Origin of the sequence: Achromobacter pestifer (assembly GCF_902859625.1) — a bacterium.
Lineage (GTDB): Bacteria > Pseudomonadota > Gammaproteobacteria > Burkholderiales > Burkholderiaceae_B > Achromobacter > Achromobacter pestifer.
The window spans coordinates 13289-29912 of the sequence record NZ_CADIJX010000001.1 but is presented as its reverse complement, the minus strand read 5'-3'; the positions used below and the strand labels follow the sequence as shown (position 1 = coordinate 29912).

Genomic DNA, 16624 nt, shown 5'->3' with positions numbered 1-16624 from the left:
AGCCGGCAATATAAATGGCGGCAATCCGGGGCATGGTCCACCCACTTAAGGAGGACTGATATGCGTACTGATCCGCGCAAGGGATGCGCCAACGAGAAAGAGCTGCTGGGCTGGGCAATTCTGCACGACTTGGTCGCGCATCCATTTATGGTGCTCACCGGCTACAGCCGACTATCCTTACGCTTGCACGACTACACATCGCACAAGGCATGGCCGCGCGCCTCGACGCCAGCGCCGCGCGTTTGGCGCATCCCAACCGTTCGGTTTGGCCTGCTTGCGGTGACCGAGATCCAGCCGCCCGGCTGCTATTCGGTGCGCCACGGCCTCATTCTCCACACGCTGCGCGTGAAGGCTATCGACGAGCTCGACGCCGTGCGACAGGCCGAGGAATGGTTTGCCACACTGGTGGACCTAATCCCCCACAGCGCCGCGGCATGACCATGGTCAGGCGCTATGCAAACTTGGCCGAGCGCATTCTGGCCAACACCATGATCTCTGACGAGCTGACCCACAACGGCACGCCTTGCTGGCTGTGGATCGGCGCGCGCAACGCGTCCGGCTACGGAAAGATGAGCATGCGATTCAAGAAAGGCCCGCGCAAGGGCAAGGTCAAATCGGCGCTGGCGCACCGAGTGGCGCTGGTTGAGATGGGCGGTTGCCGCCTGAACAGCAAGAGCGTCGTGATGCACCTATGCAACAACCGGCTTTGCTGCAACCCGGCCCACCTGAAGGGAGGCACGCAGCGCAAAAACGTCCAGCAGTGCGTGGCCGAGGGCCGGCACTTCACCCCATTCAAGAAAGCAGCATGACCTCAGCTCGCGCGATTCATCGCATCAAGCTGCGCCCGGTACGCCCGTTCCCGGGCGTATTTTTTGGCTTGCGCGCGCCGCTCAAACCACACCCCTATCGGCAGCACGATGAACACCGGCCAGCCCAGCGCCACGCCCACCCCGAAATAGGCGGCTCGCGCCAAGCGCGACTGGACCTGTTCGCCGAATTGGCGAACCAGCCACGGGTACAGCAACACCGCGGCGACGAGGCCGACGGCCAGGTAAGCGATGTGCAGCGCGCTCATGGTGGCGTCCCGATCAATTATTGAGCATTCAGTATATGACAGCCCTAGAATTTACTGCTACCGCCTACCATGACCTGGAGACGTTCAGCGAGCGCGACCTGAAGACCTACGGCACACATGCCTATGCCGAAAAGGCCGAGGTCATGCTCTGGACCTACGCGCTAGACGATGGCGAGATCCGCGTCTGGGACGCCACCGCCGACAGCCGCGCGCCGGCGGATCTGGTTGCGATTTTGCAACGACCGGACACCCGCCACGTCTGGCACAACGGCGGCATGTTTGATCGCACGATCCTCAAGCACGCCCGGCCCGACTTGCACGACATGATCCCCGAGGCGGCGTGGTGGGACACGATGGTGCAGGCGTATGCGCACGCCCTGCCCGGCGCGCTGGAAACGCTGGGCGACGTCATGGGCGTGCCGCTGGACAAGCGCAAGCTGAAGACCGGCAAGGCCCTGATCCAGCTGTTCTGCAAGCCGCGCCCGAAGAACCAGGCGCTGCGCCGCGCGACGCGCCACACACACCCGGCCGAGTGGGCCGAGTTCGTCGAGTACGCCAAGTTCGATATCGAGCCCATGCGGATCATCCACCGCAAGATGCCCACGTGGAACTACAGCGGCGAAGAGTTCGACCTGTGGCTGTTGGACCAACGCATCAACCAGCGCGGCGTGCTGGTGGACACCGAACTGGCGCAGGCGGCCGTCACGGCTGTGGAGCGCGCGAAGAAGACGCTGGCCGCGCGCACCCTGGAGCTGACCGACGGCGCGGTCGAGTCGGCCACCAAGCGCGACAAGCTGCTGGCGCACCTGCTGGCCGAATACGGCGTCGAGCTGCCCGACCTGCAGGCGTCCACGCTTGAGCGCCGCATCGATGACCAGTCGCTGCCCTGGGCGCTGCGCGAGTTGCTGGCGATCCGTTTGCAGGCCAGCACGTCCAGCACCAGCAAGTACAAGCGGCTCATCAACGGCGCCAGCGCCGACGGCCGCCTGCGCGGGCTGCTGCAGTTCGCCGGCGCCGGGCGCACGCGCCGCTGGGCCGGCCGCCTGTGGCAGCCGCAAAACCTGCCGCGCCCCAAGATCGGCGACCTGCGCGACGAGGCCCTGCAGGAAGAGATCGATTTCGGTATCGACGCCATCAAGGCGGGCGCAGCGGACCTCATCTATGACAACGTCATGGAAGTGGCCAGCGCCGCGATCCGCGGCTGCATCGTCGCGCCGCGCGGCAAAAAGCTGGTGGTGGCCGACCTGGCCAACATCGAAGGTCGGGTCGCGGCCTGGCTGGCGGGCGAGTCCTGGAAGCTGCAGGCGTTCCGCGACTTCGACGCTGGGATCGGCGCGGACCTGTACAAGGTGGCCTACGCCAAGGCGTTCGGCGTCCGCCCCGAAGAAGTGGACAAGACCATGCGCCAGATCGGCAAGGTGATGGAACTGATGCTGGCCTACCAGGGCGGCGTAGGCGCGTTCCTGACCGGGGCGCTGACCTACGGTTTCGACATTGAGCAGATGGCCGAGGACGCATACCCCGGCCTGCCCGGCGACATCCGCGACGAAGCCAAAGGTATGTTCGACTGGACGGCGCGCAAGCGCCGCAGCACCTTCGGCCTGTCCGAGCGCGCCTTCGTCGTTTGCGATGCGTTCAAGCGCGCATGGCGCCGCGGGCACCAAGGCATTGAGGGCCTTTGGGGCATGCTGGAAGAATCGGCCAAGCGCGCCACAATCAACCCGGGCACCACCATCGACTGCGGCCGGTTCCGCGTGCGCCGCGACGGCGCCTGGCTGCGCATCCGCATGCCGTCTGGCCGTTTCCTCTGCTACCCCTCCCCCCAGGTCGATGAGAACGGCAAGTTCTCCTACATGGGCGTGAACCAGTACAGCCGCAAGTGGGCGCGGCTGCACAGCTACGGCGGCAAGCTGTTTGAGAACGCCTGCCAGTCGTTTGCGCGCGACATCCTGGCGCACAACATGCCAGCGGTCGAGGCGGCCGGCTATCAGATCGTGCTGACCGTGCACGACGAAATCATCACAGAAGCCCCGGACAGCCCCGAATTCAACGCGACGCACCTGGCCAGCATCATGGCCACGCCGCCCGAGTGGGCGCCCGACATCCCCCTGGCGGCGGCCGGCTTCGAGGCGTTGCGCTATCGCAAAGAATAAATTTGTTGACCTTTTAATTTAGCGTTTGCTAATATTTGCTCATCAACTTGCCACTCGGCGAGAAATAGGGAGAACAGCATGGTACGGAAGCACATCGTCGTTTGGTGGGACGCACGCGGCAATGCGCGCCAGTCGGAAAAGATGGAACGTGCTGCTGCCGAGGCATTTGCCGCGCGCATGCTCCCTGAGCAAGAAGCCCACTTAATTCTTGTTTCTGCCTGACCCCCACCCGCCCCGTGCGCCGGGGTTTTCTTTCGCCTGAACGTTTAGCAAAAAGCAACCAACCAATCGCAAAAAGGATCGCAACATGAGCAACGACACCCGCATCACCGCGTTCAAGGGCTTCGATAGCAAGCTCGTCTGCCGCGGCTACCAGTACGAGCTGGGCAAGACCTACGAGCACGAAGGCAAGGTCGTGCGCTGCGCGTCGGGCGGCTTCCACAGCTGCGAATACCCGCTGGACGTCTTCAACTATTACGCGCCCGCCACCAGCCGCTATGCGGTGGTTGTCGCCCACGGCGCCATTGACAAAAAGGATGGCGAAGACAGCAAGCTCGCCAGCGGCAAGATCACTATCGAGGCGGAAATCAATGTGCCTCAGCTGATCACCCGCGCCATTGACTGGATCATGGCGCGCGTGGACAAGGCGAACGGCGCGACGGCGAGCGAAGAGCGTTCGCACGCCAGCAACACGGGCGCCCGCTCCGCCGCCAGCAACACGGGCGACTACTCCGCCGCCAGCAACACGGGCGCCCGCTCCGCCGCCAGCAACACGGGCGACTACTCCGCCGCCAGCAACACGGGCGACTACTCCGCCGCCAGCAACACGGGCGACTACTCCGCCGCCAGCAACACGGGCTACGGCTCCGCCGCCAGCAACACGGGCGCCCGCTCCGCCGCCAGCAACACGGGCGACTACTCCGCCGCCAGCAACACGGGCGACTACTCCGCCGCCAGCAACACGGGCGCCCGCTCCGCCGCCAGCGTAGAGGGCAAGGATTCGGTTGCGATGGCTTCGGGCTACCAGGGCAAGGCCCGGGCCTGCGCTGGCAGCGCCATCGTCCTCTGCTACCGCGACAATAATTTCAAGCTCGTGCACATCCGCTCGGCCATCGCCGGCAGGGACGGCGTCAAGCCCGACACCTGGTACCGCCTGGCGGCCGACGGCGCGTTCGTCGAAGTCCCGGCCGACGAGGAGTAAAGCCATGCGCCAATTTCATTCTGACGGCGGTCAGCCGGCGATCGGGCAGGTGTTCGTCTTTGGCAGCAATGAAGACGGCGCCCATCTGGGCGGCGCGGCCCGCGCTGCGTTTGAGCAGTACGGCGCCGCCTGGGCAGTGGCCGAAGGCCGTACCGGCCACTCCTACGCCATCCCCACCGTGGCGTCCGGCCTCGTGGCAGGAGCGCTGCCGTTGGACGCCATCGGCGCAGCCGTCGCGCGGTTTATCGAGTACGCCGCTGCACATCCGCATTTGCGCTTTTTCGTCACGCGCATCGGCTGCGGAATTGCCGGCCACCGCAATGCGGATATCGCGCCGATGTTTGCGACCGCCCCTTCCAACTGCTCGTTGCCCGATACCTGGGCCGCGATCCTGGCCACGAATCCCAAGGAGTGAACCATGCACCAGCGCCACGATGACGACGAGTTCCCCCTCCTGCCCCCGCTGGGGCGCCTAGACACGGCGTGCGCGGTCTTCTGCGCGCTGGTGTGCCTGGGCGTCCTGGGTTACCTGGTCTTCGACCTGGTGACCCTGGCCCTCTGTGACGTGTGGAGCGTTTGCTATGCGTGAGGCCCCCATCGAGCAGTACGGCGTCGCCATGTTCAAGGCGCAAGGCGACCTCCCCTACAAGTTCACCAGCCCCGGCCGGCGCAACGTGCCCGACCGGCTGCGCCTGCGCGCGATCCCGCCCGAGCACCAGGCCATCGTCGCGCGCTACGTCCAATTCATCGAATTTAAGGCCACCGGCGAGGCGCCCACCGCGGCGCAGGAGCGTGAGCACGCACGCCTGCGCAAGCTGGGCTTTCGCGTCGAGGTGGTCGACAGCATGGCCGGCGTGACCGCGCTGGCCGCCAATTCCGAGGTGGCACCATGAGCGATACAAAACACGGCTGGGTGACTCCGCGCGCCGACGGCGCCCGCGCCCGCTGCGGCGGACCCGGCGTGTGCAGCACCTGCGACACCGAACAAGAGCACGAACGCATGCTGAGCGGCCTGTTCGGTGCGCCAGCCAGCAAGCAGGACGCGCCGCGCCCATCGTGGCTGGACGGAGGCGCAGACGCTGTGGCGCTGGCGCGTGAGGACGGATCGCTGCCCGCCCCTCATTGCCCGACCTGCAATGACCAGGGCGCTGTCGGCAACATCCTGACCGCCGAGCCGTGCCCTGATTGCTCCCCTGGTTCCCCCGCCTCCACGGTAGCGACTGAGGGGGAGAAGGACAGAGGCGTGCACAAGAACGGCTTCGGCTCCGTGTCGTTCAAGCTTTCAGACGGATTCACCGTCTCGTGCGAATGGTCGCCGAGCGAGTGGAGCGTGAGTGTTCCTGCCAAACGCTTGGACCGCGATGTCGCCTTCAAGGAGCTGTTGCAGGAAATCGGCCGGCTGCGCGCTGTAGCGTCCGCTCCCGCTGCTGGCGATGCGCTGGACAGCGAACGGCTGGAATTCCTCGTGACGCATGGCGCCTGGATAACTTGGTCTAAGGACCGCGAACTTTGCCGCGTGTTCCACCGCGACGAGGACGGCAACATTGAGCCGTTCATGGGCTGGGGCGAATCTGCTCAAGCAGCAGCGTACACGGCGCGAGACGCCATCGACGCCGCCATTGCCCAGCAGTCCCAGCGGAAGGAGGCGTGATGAAAACGGCCATCGACCTGTTCGCGGGCCTGGGCGGCAATTCCGAAGGCGCGCGCCGCGTGGGAGTTCAAGTTGTATGGGCAGCAAATCACTGGCGCTCGGCCGTGGATACGCACGCCGCGAACCACCCAGAAGCGCTGCATGTGTGCCAGGACCTGCACCAAGCCGACTGGACCCGCGTACCGGCGCACGACCTGCTTATCGCCTCTCCGGCCTGCACCGGCCACACGCCGGCCCGCGGCAAGGAGCAGCCTCACCATGACGCCGCGCGCGCCACGGCATGGGCCGTCGTCTCTGCAGCTGAATACCACCGGCCGCCATTCGTCCTAGTGGAGAACGTGCCGGCCTTCGCACGGTGGCAGCTCTACCCAGCATGGTGCGCGGCGATGAATGCGCTGGGATATGTCTTGTCGCCTGTCATCTGGGACGCGGCGGACTGCGGCGTGCCGCAGCATCGGCAGCGCATTCTGATCGCGGCGACGCGCACTAAGAAGCCCATTCAACTCGCCGCACCGACCGCCGAGCACCGTCCAATCCGGGGCGTGATCGACTTCACCGCCGGCAGTTGGTCCTTGATTGAACGCCCCGGCCGTTCGCCGAAGACGTTGGCGCGCGTGCGCGCTGGGCGTCGCCAGTACGGCGATCGCTTCGTGATGCCCTACTACGGGTCCGGCTCCGGGCTTACGGGCCGATCCTTGGACCGCCCCATCGGTACGATCACCACTCGCGCGCGCTGGGCACTTGTTGACGGTGACCGCATGCGAATGCTCACCAAGGCGGAGAACTGCGTCGGCATGGGCTTCCCCGCCGACTACCGCCTGCCCGACAACCATGCCCTGGCGCTGCACATGCTCGGCAACGCCAACCCGCCGCCCCTTGCCGCCTATGCGATCGAAGCCATAAGGAAAGCAGCATGACCGGACGGCGCTCGTTCACCGCGCGCCCCTACGGCGCGCTGATCACAAACCATGTACTGGACGTCGCGCGCTGTGGCATTTGGGCCGGCATGGGTATGGGCAAGACCGTGTCCACGCTGAACGCGCTGGACCTGCTGGAGCTGGTCGAGCCTGGCCCGACGCTGGTGTGCGCGCCATTGCGCGTGGCGCAATCGACCTGGCCGGACGAGGCCGCCAAGTGGAGGCACCTGCGCAATCTGGACGTGACCCCTATCGTGGGCGACGTGAAGGCGCGCGAGCGCGCCCTGCTGCGCGCCTTCCAATTCTCCGGCGGCGTCTTCACGATCAATTACGAGAACCTGCCCTGGCTGGTGGACCTGCTGGACCGCTGGAAAAAGCCCTGGCCATTCCGCAAGATCGTGGCCGACGAGTCCACCAAGCTGAAAGGGTTTCGGCTGCGCCAGGGCACGCAGCGTGCCCGCGCCCTGGGTCGGGTGGCGCACAAGCATGCGGCGCACTTCATTGAGCTGACCGGCACGCCGTCGCCCAACGGCCTGCAGGATCTGTGGGGCCAGGCATGGTACCTGGATCAGGGCCAGCGCCTGGGCCGAACGTTCGACGCGTTCCGCCAACGCTGGTTTCGCCCGTCCTTTGACGGCTACGGTATCGAGCCGCTCCCATTCGCCCAAGAGCAGATAGAGGACGCAATGCGCGGGCTGTGCCTGTCGCTGGACGCCCGCGACTGGTTCGACCTGCGCGCGCCGATCACTAACCATATCCAGGTGGATCTGCCGGCCAAAGCGCGTGCACTGTATGACGACATGGAAAAGGCTATGTTCGCCCAGATCGGCGAACACGAAGTCGAGGCGTTCAACGCCGCCGCCAAGACCATGAAGTGTCTGCAGCTGGCCAACGGCGCCGCCTACGTGGGCGAGGACGGCACGCAGTGGGCAGAGGTGCACGACGTGAAGCTGCAGGCCCTGGACGAGGTCATCGAAGAGGCGGCCGGCATGCCGGTGCTGGTGGCCTACCACTTCAAGTCCGATCTGGCGCGCTTGCTCAAAGCTTTTCCGAAAGGCCGCCAGCTGGACAAAGACCCGCAGACGCTGCGCGACTGGAACGCCGGCAAGATCCCCGTGCTGTTCGCCCACCCCGCCAGCGCCGGCCACGGCCTGAACCTCCAGGACGGCGGCAACATCCTGGTGTTCTTCAGCGTGAATTGGAACCTGGAAGAGCACCAACAGATCATCGAGCGCATCGGGCCCACGCGCCAGATGCAGGCCGGCCACGACCGGCCCGTCTTCATCCACTACATCCTGGCGCGCGACACGGTCGACGAGATCGTGCTGGCGCGCATCGAGACCAAGCGCGAGGTGCAAGACCTCCTGCTGGACGCCCTTAAAAGGAGAGCGTGACCATGAGAGAACCCGCATCTTTCGCCCCGTTCGTAGAAGATAACTCGCCGGCACAGCACGCTCTGCATAAGCTCCTAGCCTCCCAGCCCTTGCAGCCTCCGGAGGTACACGGTCTTCGCAAGTGCCTGACCGAGATTCTGGCGAAGCAACCAGAGCTCACCGAGGCCAGGGCCGATCTGAAAGCGCTCGACGCCGCGTACCCGAACGCTGACGTCGTCAACCACCCGGCCCACTACACCGCCGGCGGCGTCGAGTGCATCGATGCGATCGCTGCGGCGACGACCGGCCTGGAAGGCATCGAGGCGGCGTGCACCGCCAACGCCATCAAGTACCTGTGGCGCTGGAAGCGCAAGAACGGGCCGGAGGACCTGCGCAAGGCGCGCTGGTACATCAACCATCTGCTGGGAGAGAACTGATGGGCGAGACGAAGAAAGCGCCCCTACTGGCCCGCCTCCAATCGGCCATCAACTGCGCGCACGATGAGGACACGGGCTGGCTTGCCCCGGTAATGCGTGAGGCTCGCGACGAGATCAAGCGGCTCCGCCGCGAATTGCGCGCCGATCAACGCCGCCCGAAGTGGAACGGCAAAACTTAAAGGAGGGCAGTCATGGCTGACATCATCGACGAAGCCGGCGACCACATCGAGCGCGAAGCCGCCGCGCGCCAGGCGGCCGCCAGCGCCCGCGCCGCCGGCATGCCCAAGGGCGAGCCTGGCGACTGTGACCTGTGCGGCGAATGGTCGGCCCGCCTGGTCGGCGCGGCGTGCGCTCCCTGCCGCGACCGCTACAAGCTGCCGTAGGGGTCGACCATGGAAAAGCGCGGATTCACCACGCAAGAGGCCCAGACCTACCTGGGCGTGCGGCGCCGTTTCTTCGACAGCAACATAGCCCCGCTGCTGGCGGGCAAGGGCACGCCCGCCGGCCCATCCACGATCTACGAGCGCACCGACCTGGACGCCGCCTGGGACGCCTACAAGGAAGCGGTTAAACTGCCCGCGGGTAATGAGTGTCCCGCTTCATGCAACGAGGTGAAGAAATGGGACGTTCAAAGACGAACGGCGTCTACGCGACTGGTGACGGTACCTTCGAGGTCGACGCCCGATACAAAAAGCAGCGCATTCGCAAGCGCGGCTTTGAAAGCCAAGCAGAGGCCGCCGACTACCTGACGGCGCAGCGCGAGGAAATCCGCGTCTCCCTCCAGTTTCTGGCGGATCCGAAAAAGCGGATACCGGTCACGCTGGAAGACGCGGCCACGCAGTTGCTGGCCGACAAGCAAGGTATGCCGTCAGCCGTGACCGACGCCTACATGCTGGAGCCGCTGGTAGCTTGGAACGGCTCTTTAACAATCGACAAGTTGTGCGACGCCACCCTCAAAGACTTCATTGAGGACCGCCGGCGGGCTAACTGGAAAAACAAGACCATCAATAATGCGCTCGAGTGCGTGCGCACTATCCTAAAGCGCGCCGTTACAAAGTGGCAATTCCCCAACGGTGCCACCTGGCTACCGCATGCCCCGTCAATCACCATGCTGCCTCTGACGGACCAGCGGCCGCCCCGACCCATTACTTGGGTCGAGCAGTTCAAGTTGCTGGGCGCCCTACCGCCGTATCTGGCGGCCATGGCCGAATTCGACTTGAACACCGGCGCACGCCGGCGTGTCGTCTGCATGCTCAGTTGGGATTGGGAGGTCCGTCTCACGTTGCGGCCCGGCCTGGAAGTCTCCGTTTTTGTGGTCCCCCGGGAGTTCGTGAAGGGTCGCAAGTCGGAAAGGCTGATCGTCTGCAATTCCGTGGCCCAGCGTCTCGTCGACGCGCAGCGGGGCCTGCACCCCGAACGGGTGTTCGTGTACCCGCGGCGCACGCGCAAAGGGGTAGCCCAGGTTTACCGACCGGTGGCGACCATGTGGAGTCCGGCCTGGGTGGCGGCCCGCACGGCGGCCGGCCTGGACGACCTGCATGTGCACGATCTACGGCACACCGTAGGGATGCGCCTGCGTGCGGCCGGCGTTTCCGAGCGCACGCAGAACGAGATCCTGTGGCACACCCAGGGCAACAGCAACATGACGCACCACTATGCGGTGGCCCAGCTGCGCGAGATCTACGACGCCCTGGAACTCATGAATCAGCAGCACGACATGGGTGAATCGCTGAACCTGTGGGCGCTGATGCGCAAGATGAGGCTCAGGGCATTACCCCAAAACTCCCCCAGCGAAAAACTGGCGGCGTGATTTTGTCGGGGTAAGCAGTTGAATCGACAGGGGAATTTAGCGGGAGTGGTCGGCGGTGTTTCTAGGTGTTGACCCTAGGTTTGTACGGAATATTTGCGGTCTGACGCGCCTCGGCCGGTACGCGCCTGCGTGTCAACCTGTCCCCATTCATCAAGCCACACCGGGATTCTAGTTAGTTTATTTTTACCCGGATCATATTGACTTTTATTTTTACCCGGATCATAATCGCCATCAACGTGAAACAGACTATCGACCAGGACCCCCGTGATGAACCCCCATCCTTCCTATACCGCCTTTGAAGGTCACCGCATTCTTGCCACAGGTTCGTTGGCGGATGTGGCGCTAGCGGTGAAGCGGGCGTTGAACGCACGCAGCAATGACACGCTGTTGGTATTCATGGACGGCACCGGCCAGCAGACCGATCTGGACTTGCGCGGCAACGACGCGCAGATCATCGAACGCCACGCGCCGCCACCGGCTGCGGTCGCGGCCAGTGCCAGCGCAGAGGCCGCTGACGCGCCTGACGCCGCACCGCGCGGGCGTGGCCGGCCCAAGCTGGGCGTGGTGCCGCGCGAAGTCACCCTGCTGCCCCGGCACTGGGAATGGCTGGGAGCGCAGCCGGGCGGCGCGTCCGTTGCCCTGCGCAAATTGGTAGAGCAGGCACGCCGCGACAACGAGGCACAGGATCAGCAGCGCCAGCAACAAGAAGCGGCGTACCGCTTCATGTCCAGCATGGCGGGCGACCTGCCCGGTTTCGAGGAAGCCACGCGAGCGCTCTATGCCAACGACCGCGAACGTTTTGGCCAATGCGTTGCGACATGGCCAGACGACGTACGTGCGTACGCGATGAGCCTGGCATGGGCGGCGGCGGACACGACGCAAGCGGGCTGACGAAGTTCGTCGGCGCACTTGCACCGAAAATCGGCGGGCTTCTGTACGATGCTGCTTTAACTCATCCTCCAACCGCCCTTTTTTCGGATCACTGGCATGCCACAACTTGTCTTGCTGCTGCTGGGAGTCCCTTATCTACGCAAACGCTCGCGCGGCCTGTTCGCGACAGGCCTCGTATTTCTGGTGGCCGGCGCCTTCGTCTTTATTGATGCGCTGGACAACGCCCTGTACTTCCCCCTGAACGCTTTCGCCGTTCTCTTGCTGATAGAGGGATTGGGCACGCTGATGATCGCGTCCACCGGCGTAGGCGGCCAGCGTGTCTTGCGTTATGCCAAAGGGCTGTTCGTGCTGCTGGCTGGCAGCCTGATCCTGGCCGGACAGCATCACGGGCATTTTGTGTTGTCGATGATTTTTGGCGCGCTGTTCCTGATGGACGGCGTGCTGCAATGCCTGGCCGGTTATGTGGTGCGCTACAACCGCTGGCGCTATGCCTTTGCGGCGGGCGTGGCCGAAATCCTGCTGGCCATTTTCTTCTTTCAACCTTACCCCACCCACTATGTGGGCACGGTGCCGTATTTCCTGGGCCTGTTTCTGGCCATCGCGGGTTTGAAACTGCTATGGCTGGCCCGGCGCGTGAAACGACTGTCCTCGAACCCGGCGTTTTCCGCGACCGATTCGCCCGAGTTCCTGCCCACCACCCCGCCGGCCGCCGCCCCCAATCCAACCGTATGGGATGGTCCGCCCGCCGATTCCGAACGCGCGCTGACGGTCCATGTCTGGACGCCGTCCGGCTCCGCCAAGGCGGAAACCCGCAACTACCCCGTCGTTGACCGCTACATCGCCGCGGTGGACGTCAACGGGGTCATCTCGACGGGACACGCGGCGCTGGAGTCCCCCGAGGGCATCTATATCAGCCTGTACCCCAAGGACGAGATCGACCGGTCGCCCGACGAATTCGGGTCCCTGTTGCGGGCCACCGCCGAGAACGACATTCCTGGCGTGTATCAGCCCGACTACGCCACGGAATCCAAGGCGTGGTGTCCGTCGACGATGCGCGTGCGCATCCGCAACTACGACGCGGCAAAGCTGGCCGCTTTCTGGGAAATCTACCGGCGCAACAGCACCTACAACCTGACGCATCGCAACTGTTCAAGTTCCGTGGCCCACGCCCTGGACGCGGCGCTGGACGGCGTTGTCGGCCGGCTGCATGGCGACGAGGCCGGCTGGCGCGTCCTGTTCCGGCTGCTGCTGACGCCCGAGCTTTGGGTGGCTTCGCAGATTCGCAAACGGGCCCTCACCATGGCGTGGACGCCGGGGCTGACGCTGGACTACGCCCGCGCCATGAGCATGCTGGCCGATCCGCGGCCGTTTGGCTGGTGGAAGATGTCACAACAGGCGTTGCGGCAGATCACCGCGCTGCGTGCGCGGTGGCGTGCCCAGGATAGGGACGCGCCCCTGCGCCGCCCTCCAGCCTGACACCGACACGCTTGCTTTCAGTGCATCGGCACGAATTGAGATGTAATGGAACGGTGCACTTTTCATTGAGGGGGCAACATGACCATCGCGAAGAATTTCCTGCTCTACGACGGGGACTGCCCCTTCTGCTCGAACTACGTGCGGATGCTGCAATTGCAGAAGGCCGTCGGGCCGATCGACATGCTGAATATGCGCGACCACCCGGACTTGGCCGTGGCCTACAAGGCCCAGGGCTATGACTTGAATCAGGGCATGCTGCTGCATCTGGAAGGCCAGGATTACTGGGGCGCTGACTGCATCAACCGGCTGGCGCTGATCAGCACCGGCAATGACTTGTTCAATAGCGTCAATGCGGCGGTCTTTCGCAACCCTTGCCTGTCCACCGCGCTCTATCCTTTCATGCGGACAGGCAGAAGCCTGGCGTTGACCTTGCTGGGCAAGAAGAAAATGCAGATGTAAGGCGGTGGCGACAACCTCGCCACCCCTTATCCCGCTGCGCCGCTTGGGGCCACCACGCGCTGCAAAAAAGCGTCCAACGCCGGATTGTCGTGTTGCGCATGCCAGGCCAGGTACATATCCGCATATAGATTGCGCTGGCCGATGGGCCTGAATTCCACGCCTTCAAACCGCAGCTCACGCGCGGAATCCGGCACGATGCCCACGCCTAGCCCTGCCCGCACCAGCGCCAACAGCGTATGGGTTTGCCCCGCGCGCTGCACATAATCGGGCTGCACATCCGCCAAGCCGAACGCACCCACGATGCGGTCATAGAAATACTTGCCTTCACGCGGCGAATACAGCACGAAGGGCTGGCCTTGCAGCAAGCGCAACGGCACCGTGTCGTGTTCGCACAAGGGAGAGCCTGCGGGCAAGGCCAGCACCAGGGGTTCGCGTTCGATCAGCCGCGATTCAATCCCAGCCTGTTGCGGCACGCTGCGCGCCAGAATGGCATCCAGTTCACGCGCCAGCAGCAAGCGCACCAGATCCGTGCTGACGGTTTCCCGAAGCTGGATCTCAACACCGGCCAGCAGCTTGCGCGCCCGCACGATCATGGACGGCATCAGCCGGTAAGACGCGACGGCGGTGAAACCCAGTGTGATATGTCCGGCCTCGCCGCCAGAGGTGCGCCGCGCGGTCGCCGCCGCGCGCGCCGAAAACTCCAGCAGGTGCCGCGCGTCGCGCAGAAACCGCCTGCCCGCCGCACTCAGCAGCACCTGACGGCTATTGCGTTCAAACAGGGTGACACCCAGATCCTGCTCCAGCAGCTGAATCTGCCGGGACAAGGGCGGTTGCGTCATGCAAAGGCGTTCCGCCGCCCGGCCAAAGTGCAGTTCTTCGGCGACGGCGATGAAGCATTCCAGTTGACGGAATTCCATCGATTCAATCCTTGAATTGATCAATGCTATTTATAGCTCGAACGGCTATCCATCGATAGCCGTTTTTATACTCGGCAACAAGGTCGCGCGTCGGCCCGCAGGACCCAAAGGAGCTGCTTCACCCAACCGATTTTTCGCGGCAAAGACCGCCTCACCCCCAAGAAGAGAAAAGAGACATGGAGACAACCCTCATCGCCCGACAGCGCGTCCGGCTTATCGCGGCGGCGCTGGCCCTGGCCGCCACCGCCGCCTTGCCCTGGAACGCCAGCGCCGCCGGATATCCCGAGCGCCCGATCAACCTGATCGTTCCCTTTTCGCCGGGCGGCGGCACCGATATCTCCGCCCGGCTGCTGGCTGCGGCGCTGGGCGACAAGCTGGCGTCATCCGTGGTGGTGGACAACCGCCCGGGCGCGGGCGGACAGATTGCCGCCGATCTGGTGGCGCGCTCGCCGGCCGACGGCTACACCCTGCTGTTCGCCAATTCCGGCATGCTGGCCATCAACCCCTGGATCTACAAACTGCATTCGGACCCGGCAACCGCGTTCGCGCCGGTGTCGCTGTTTTCGGACCTGCCATTCGTCCTGGTCGTGCCCACCGGGCTGGCGGCCAAGAACGTGGCGGAACTGGTGACGTTGGCGCGTGCCGAGCCGGGCAAGCACACGTTTGCCAGCTCTGGCACCGGCGGCGCACCGCACCTGTCCGGCGAGATCTTCCAACAAGCGACCGGCGTGGACCTGATGCATGTGCCCTACAAGGGTGGCGGCCCGGCCATGACCGACCTGATGGCAGGCCGCGTGGACATGTTGTTCGCGTCAGTGCTGGAAACCATGCCCTACGTCACGGGCGGCAAGCTGCGCGCACTGGCCGTGACGGGCGCCACGCGGTCACCGGCCATGCCGGACGTGCCGACCATTGATGAGGCAGGCGTGAAGAACGCGCAATCCGGTTCCTGGACGGCGGTTCTGGCGCCGGCGGGCACGCCACCCGCCGTGATCGACAAGCTGTCGCAGGCTATTCGCGACATTGCCGCCGACCCCGTCATGAAGACCAAGCTGGAATCCCAGGGCGCGGTGGCGCACGGTTCTACCCCGCAACAGCTGCAAGAGCTGGCGGCCAGCGAACGCGCCCGCTACGGGCAGATCATCAAGACCCGCAATATCCAGACCAACTGATGCTCAACCGGCCCGGATGACGGGCCATTCTTTAAAGCCGTATCCATGAATCCTTACCTCCCCGCCTCCGCCCCCCACGTATTGATGGTCGGCCCGCTGTTGCCCGATCTGGTCGCGGACCTGGCGTCCCGCTACCACGTCCATCGCTTGTGGGAAGCCGCGGATCCCGCCGCCTTGCTGCGCGAGCATGGGCCGTCCATTCGCGGCATCGCCACCAGCGGGCGCTTCGGCGCCACCCGCGAATTGATCAGTGCTCTGCCTGCACTGGAAGGCATCTTCAGCTTTGGCGTCGGTTACGACACCATCGACCTGGCCGCCGCCCAGGAACACGGCGTCGTCGTGACGAATACGCCCGGCGTGCTGGATGCCTGCGTGGCCGACACGGCGCTGGCCTTGATGCTGGCCGCGCCGCGCCGCGTCGTGGAGGCGGATCGCTTCGTGCGGGCCGGACGCTGGCCGAACGAAGGCTTCCCGCTGGGCACCCGCATGAGCGGCAAGCGCTGCGGTATTGCCGGCTTGGGCAATATCGGCTTGCAGATCGCCCGCCGCGCCGCGGCCTTCGACATGGAAATCCTCTATACCAGCCGCAAACCGCGCGCCGACGCGCCCGCCGGCTACCGCTATTGCCCGGACATCAAGTCCCTGGCCGCCGAATGCGATTTTCTGGTGCTGGCGGTGCCGGGCGGCAGCGCCACGCGGCACCTGGTGAATGCGGAGGTGCTGGATGCGCTGGGCCCCCAGGGCTGGCTGATCAACATCGCGCGCGGCACCGTCGTTGACGAAGCCGCGCTGGTCAACGCCTTGCAAGGCAAGCGCATCGCGGGCGCGGGCCTGGATGTGTTCGAGCACGAACCGGAGACACCCGCCGCGTTGCACGCCATGGACAACGTGGTGCTGCTGCCGCATATCGCCAGCGGCACGCATGAAACCCGCCGCGCCATGGCGGATCTGATGGTCGCGAACCTGGACCGCTGGTTCCAGAATGAAAAGGTGTTGACGCGGGTCGTGTGATCCGGCGTCGAAAGAATACAACCACTTGTTTCTTGCGCCATCGGCAATCGGGCGGCAGGAATTGCCCTGCGTGCCCGCCCC

General features: G+C 64.9%; 22 protein-coding genes. 20 read left to right on the top strand and 2 right to left on the bottom strand.

The annotated features are described in order from the left end of the window. The first annotated feature begins 60 nt into the window (after positions 1-60). Both HV753_RS00155 and HV753_RS00150 read left to right on the top strand, forming a co-directional pair. Positions 61-438 carry a hypothetical protein gene (locus HV753_RS00155; protein ID WP_175172402.1) on the top strand — a complete coding sequence of 126 codons (378 nt, stop codon included), beginning with the start codon at positions 61-63 and terminating at the stop codon, positions 436-438. Between the two features lie 23 nt (positions 439-461). Beyond that, positions 462-809, top strand: coding sequence for an HNH endonuclease (locus HV753_RS00150; RefSeq protein WP_175172401.1), 348 nt, complete (start codon positions 462-464; stop codon positions 807-809). 2 nt (positions 810-811) lie between these two features. Here the strand turns inward: HV753_RS00150 and HV753_RS00145 are convergent, their stop codons facing one another. After that, positions 812-1075, bottom strand: coding sequence for a hypothetical protein (locus HV753_RS00145; protein WP_175172400.1), 264 nt, complete (start codon positions 1073-1075; stop codon positions 812-814). Between the two features lie 35 nt (positions 1076-1110). Between HV753_RS00145 and HV753_RS00140 the strand changes: the two genes are divergently transcribed. The 16 genes from HV753_RS00140 to HV753_RS00065 all read left to right on the top strand — a co-directional run bounded on the left by HV753_RS00140 (position 1111) and on the right by HV753_RS00065 (position 13443). After that, complete coding sequence (locus HV753_RS00140) at positions 1111-3228, top strand: DNA polymerase (RefSeq protein ID WP_175172399.1); 2118 nt, start codon at positions 1111-1113, stop codon at positions 3226-3228. Between the two features lie 78 nt (positions 3229-3306). Next, positions 3307-3450: a hypothetical protein gene (locus HV753_RS00135; RefSeq protein ID WP_175172398.1), complete on the top strand. Its 144-nt coding sequence runs from the start codon at positions 3307-3309 to the stop codon at positions 3448-3450. Positions 3451-3535: 85 nt separating this feature from the next. Further along, positions 3536-4429: a DUF7666 domain-containing protein gene (locus HV753_RS00130; RefSeq protein ID WP_175172397.1), complete on the top strand. Its 894-nt coding sequence runs from the start codon at positions 3536-3538 to the stop codon at positions 4427-4429. Between the two features lie 4 nt (positions 4430-4433). Continuing rightward, the gene (locus HV753_RS00125) at positions 4434-4844 is read left to right on the top strand and encodes an A1S_2505 family phage non-structural protein (protein ID WP_175172396.1); all 411 of its coding nucleotides are present in this window, start codon (positions 4434-4436) and stop codon (positions 4842-4844) included. 3 nt (positions 4845-4847) lie between these two features. Continuing rightward, complete coding sequence (locus HV753_RS00120; protein WP_175172395.1) at positions 4848-5018, top strand: hypothetical protein; 171 nt, start codon at positions 4848-4850, stop codon at positions 5016-5018. Continuing rightward, positions 5011-5322 (top strand): VRR-NUC domain-containing protein, encoded by a 312-nt coding sequence (locus tag HV753_RS00115; protein WP_175172394.1) that lies wholly within the window; start codon positions 5011-5013, stop codon positions 5320-5322. The genes HV753_RS00120 and HV753_RS00115 overlap by 8 nt, the downstream gene beginning before the upstream one ends. Continuing rightward, positions 5319-6080 carry a hypothetical protein gene (locus HV753_RS00110; RefSeq protein WP_175172393.1) on the top strand — a complete coding sequence of 254 codons (762 nt, stop codon included), beginning with the start codon at positions 5319-5321 and terminating at the stop codon, positions 6078-6080. The genes HV753_RS00115 and HV753_RS00110 overlap by 4 nt, the downstream gene beginning before the upstream one ends. Beyond that, positions 6080-6997 (top strand): DNA cytosine methyltransferase, encoded by a 918-nt coding sequence (locus HV753_RS00105; RefSeq protein WP_175172392.1) that lies wholly within the window; start codon positions 6080-6082, stop codon positions 6995-6997. The genes HV753_RS00110 and HV753_RS00105 overlap by 1 nt, the downstream gene beginning before the upstream one ends. Next, positions 6994-8391 (top strand): DEAD/DEAH box helicase, encoded by a 1398-nt coding sequence (locus HV753_RS00100; protein ID WP_175172391.1) that lies wholly within the window; start codon positions 6994-6996, stop codon positions 8389-8391. The genes HV753_RS00105 and HV753_RS00100 overlap by 4 nt, the downstream gene beginning before the upstream one ends. Before the next feature lie 2 nt (positions 8392-8393). After that, entirely contained in the window at positions 8394-8807 is a 414-nt protein-coding gene (locus HV753_RS31170) for a DUF3310 domain-containing protein (protein ID WP_246288097.1), read from the top strand. Beyond that, on the top strand, positions 8807-8986 hold the full coding sequence (locus tag HV753_RS00090; RefSeq protein WP_175172390.1) for a hypothetical protein: 180 nt from the start codon (positions 8807-8809) through the stop codon (positions 8984-8986). The genes HV753_RS31170 and HV753_RS00090 overlap by 1 nt, the downstream gene beginning before the upstream one ends. A 12-nt stretch (positions 8987-8998) precedes the next feature. After that, the gene (locus tag HV753_RS00085) at positions 8999-9190 is read left to right on the top strand and encodes a conjugal transfer protein TraR (protein ID WP_175172389.1); all 192 of its coding nucleotides are present in this window, start codon (positions 8999-9001) and stop codon (positions 9188-9190) included. A gap of 218 nt (positions 9191-9408) precedes the next feature. After that, entirely contained in the window at positions 9409-10617 is a 1209-nt protein-coding gene (locus HV753_RS00080) for a tyrosine-type recombinase/integrase (RefSeq protein WP_175172388.1), read from the top strand. 267 nt (positions 10618-10884) lie between these two features. Beyond that, positions 10885-11508, top strand: a complete 624-nt coding sequence (locus tag HV753_RS00075; protein ID WP_175172387.1) for a DUF2239 family protein — start codon at positions 10885-10887, stop codon at positions 11506-11508. A 96-nt stretch (positions 11509-11604) separates the two neighbouring features. Beyond that, a complete protein-coding gene (locus HV753_RS00070; RefSeq protein WP_175172386.1) occupies positions 11605-12984 on the top strand; it encodes an HdeD family acid-resistance protein in 1380 nt (459 codons plus the stop codon). 78 nt (positions 12985-13062) lie between these two features. Next, positions 13063-13443, top strand: a complete 381-nt coding sequence (locus HV753_RS00065; protein ID WP_175172385.1) for a DCC1-like thiol-disulfide oxidoreductase family protein — start codon at positions 13063-13065, stop codon at positions 13441-13443. 26 nt (positions 13444-13469) lie between these two features. On the opposite strand, the gene HV753_RS00060 is transcribed toward HV753_RS00065, so the two are convergent. After that, entirely contained in the window at positions 13470-14360 is an 891-nt protein-coding gene (locus HV753_RS00060; RefSeq protein ID WP_175172384.1) for a LysR family transcriptional regulator, read from the bottom strand. A gap of 176 nt (positions 14361-14536) precedes the next feature. Between HV753_RS00060 and HV753_RS00055 the strand changes: the two genes are divergently transcribed. Together HV753_RS00055 and HV753_RS00050 are read left to right on the top strand one after the other, a co-directional pair. Next, positions 14537-15532, top strand: a complete 996-nt coding sequence (locus tag HV753_RS00055; RefSeq protein ID WP_175172383.1) for a Bug family tripartite tricarboxylate transporter substrate binding protein — start codon at positions 14537-14539, stop codon at positions 15530-15532. Positions 15533-15577: 45 nt separating this feature from the next. After that, positions 15578-16543: a 2-hydroxyacid dehydrogenase gene (locus tag HV753_RS00050; RefSeq protein ID WP_175172382.1), complete on the top strand. Its 966-nt coding sequence runs from the start codon at positions 15578-15580 to the stop codon at positions 16541-16543. Positions 16544-16624: the final 81 nt, after the last annotated feature.

Excerpts from the sequence above, each read along its gene's own strand:
- HV753_RS00155 (WP_175172402.1), top strand. The coding sequence starts at position 61 with ATGCGTACTGATCCGCGCAAGGGATGCGCCAACGAGAAAGAGCTGCTG.
- HV753_RS00145 (WP_175172400.1), bottom strand. The coding sequence starts at position 1,075 with ATGAGCGCGCTGCACATCGCTTACCTGGCCGTCGGCCTCGTCGCCGCG.
- HV753_RS00140 (WP_175172399.1), top strand. The coding sequence starts at position 1,111 with ATGACAGCCCTAGAATTTACTGCTACCGCCTACCATGACCTGGAGACG.
- HV753_RS00135 (WP_175172398.1), top strand. The coding sequence starts at position 3,307 with ATGGTACGGAAGCACATCGTCGTTTGGTGGGACGCACGCGGCAATGCG.
- HV753_RS00130 (WP_175172397.1), top strand. The coding sequence starts at position 3,536 with ATGAGCAACGACACCCGCATCACCGCGTTCAAGGGCTTCGATAGCAAG.
- HV753_RS00125 (WP_175172396.1), top strand. The coding sequence starts at position 4,434 with ATGCGCCAATTTCATTCTGACGGCGGTCAGCCGGCGATCGGGCAGGTG.
- HV753_RS00120 (WP_175172395.1), top strand. The coding sequence starts at position 4,848 with ATGCACCAGCGCCACGATGACGACGAGTTCCCCCTCCTGCCCCCGCTG.
- HV753_RS00115 (WP_175172394.1), top strand. The coding sequence starts at position 5,011 with ATGCGTGAGGCCCCCATCGAGCAGTACGGCGTCGCCATGTTCAAGGCG.
- HV753_RS00110 (WP_175172393.1), top strand. The coding sequence starts at position 5,319 with ATGAGCGATACAAAACACGGCTGGGTGACTCCGCGCGCCGACGGCGCC.
- HV753_RS00105 (WP_175172392.1), top strand. The coding sequence starts at position 6,080 with ATGAAAACGGCCATCGACCTGTTCGCGGGCCTGGGCGGCAATTCCGAA.
- HV753_RS00100 (WP_175172391.1), top strand. The coding sequence starts at position 6,994 with ATGACCGGACGGCGCTCGTTCACCGCGCGCCCCTACGGCGCGCTGATC.
- HV753_RS31170 (WP_246288097.1), top strand. The coding sequence starts at position 8,394 with ATGAGAGAACCCGCATCTTTCGCCCCGTTCGTAGAAGATAACTCGCCG.
- HV753_RS00090 (WP_175172390.1), top strand. The coding sequence starts at position 8,807 with ATGGGCGAGACGAAGAAAGCGCCCCTACTGGCCCGCCTCCAATCGGCC.
- HV753_RS00085 (WP_175172389.1), top strand. The coding sequence starts at position 8,999 with ATGGCTGACATCATCGACGAAGCCGGCGACCACATCGAGCGCGAAGCC.
- HV753_RS00080 (WP_175172388.1), top strand. The coding sequence starts at position 9,409 with ATGCAACGAGGTGAAGAAATGGGACGTTCAAAGACGAACGGCGTCTAC.
- HV753_RS00075 (WP_175172387.1), top strand. The coding sequence starts at position 10,885 with ATGAACCCCCATCCTTCCTATACCGCCTTTGAAGGTCACCGCATTCTT.
- HV753_RS00070 (WP_175172386.1), top strand. The coding sequence starts at position 11,605 with ATGCCACAACTTGTCTTGCTGCTGCTGGGAGTCCCTTATCTACGCAAA.
- HV753_RS00065 (WP_175172385.1), top strand. The coding sequence starts at position 13,063 with ATGACCATCGCGAAGAATTTCCTGCTCTACGACGGGGACTGCCCCTTC.
- HV753_RS00060 (WP_175172384.1), bottom strand. The coding sequence starts at position 14,360 with ATGGAATTCCGTCAACTGGAATGCTTCATCGCCGTCGCCGAAGAACTG.
- HV753_RS00055 (WP_175172383.1), top strand. The coding sequence starts at position 14,537 with ATGGAGACAACCCTCATCGCCCGACAGCGCGTCCGGCTTATCGCGGCG.
- HV753_RS00050 (WP_175172382.1), top strand. The coding sequence starts at position 15,578 with ATGAATCCTTACCTCCCCGCCTCCGCCCCCCACGTATTGATGGTCGGC.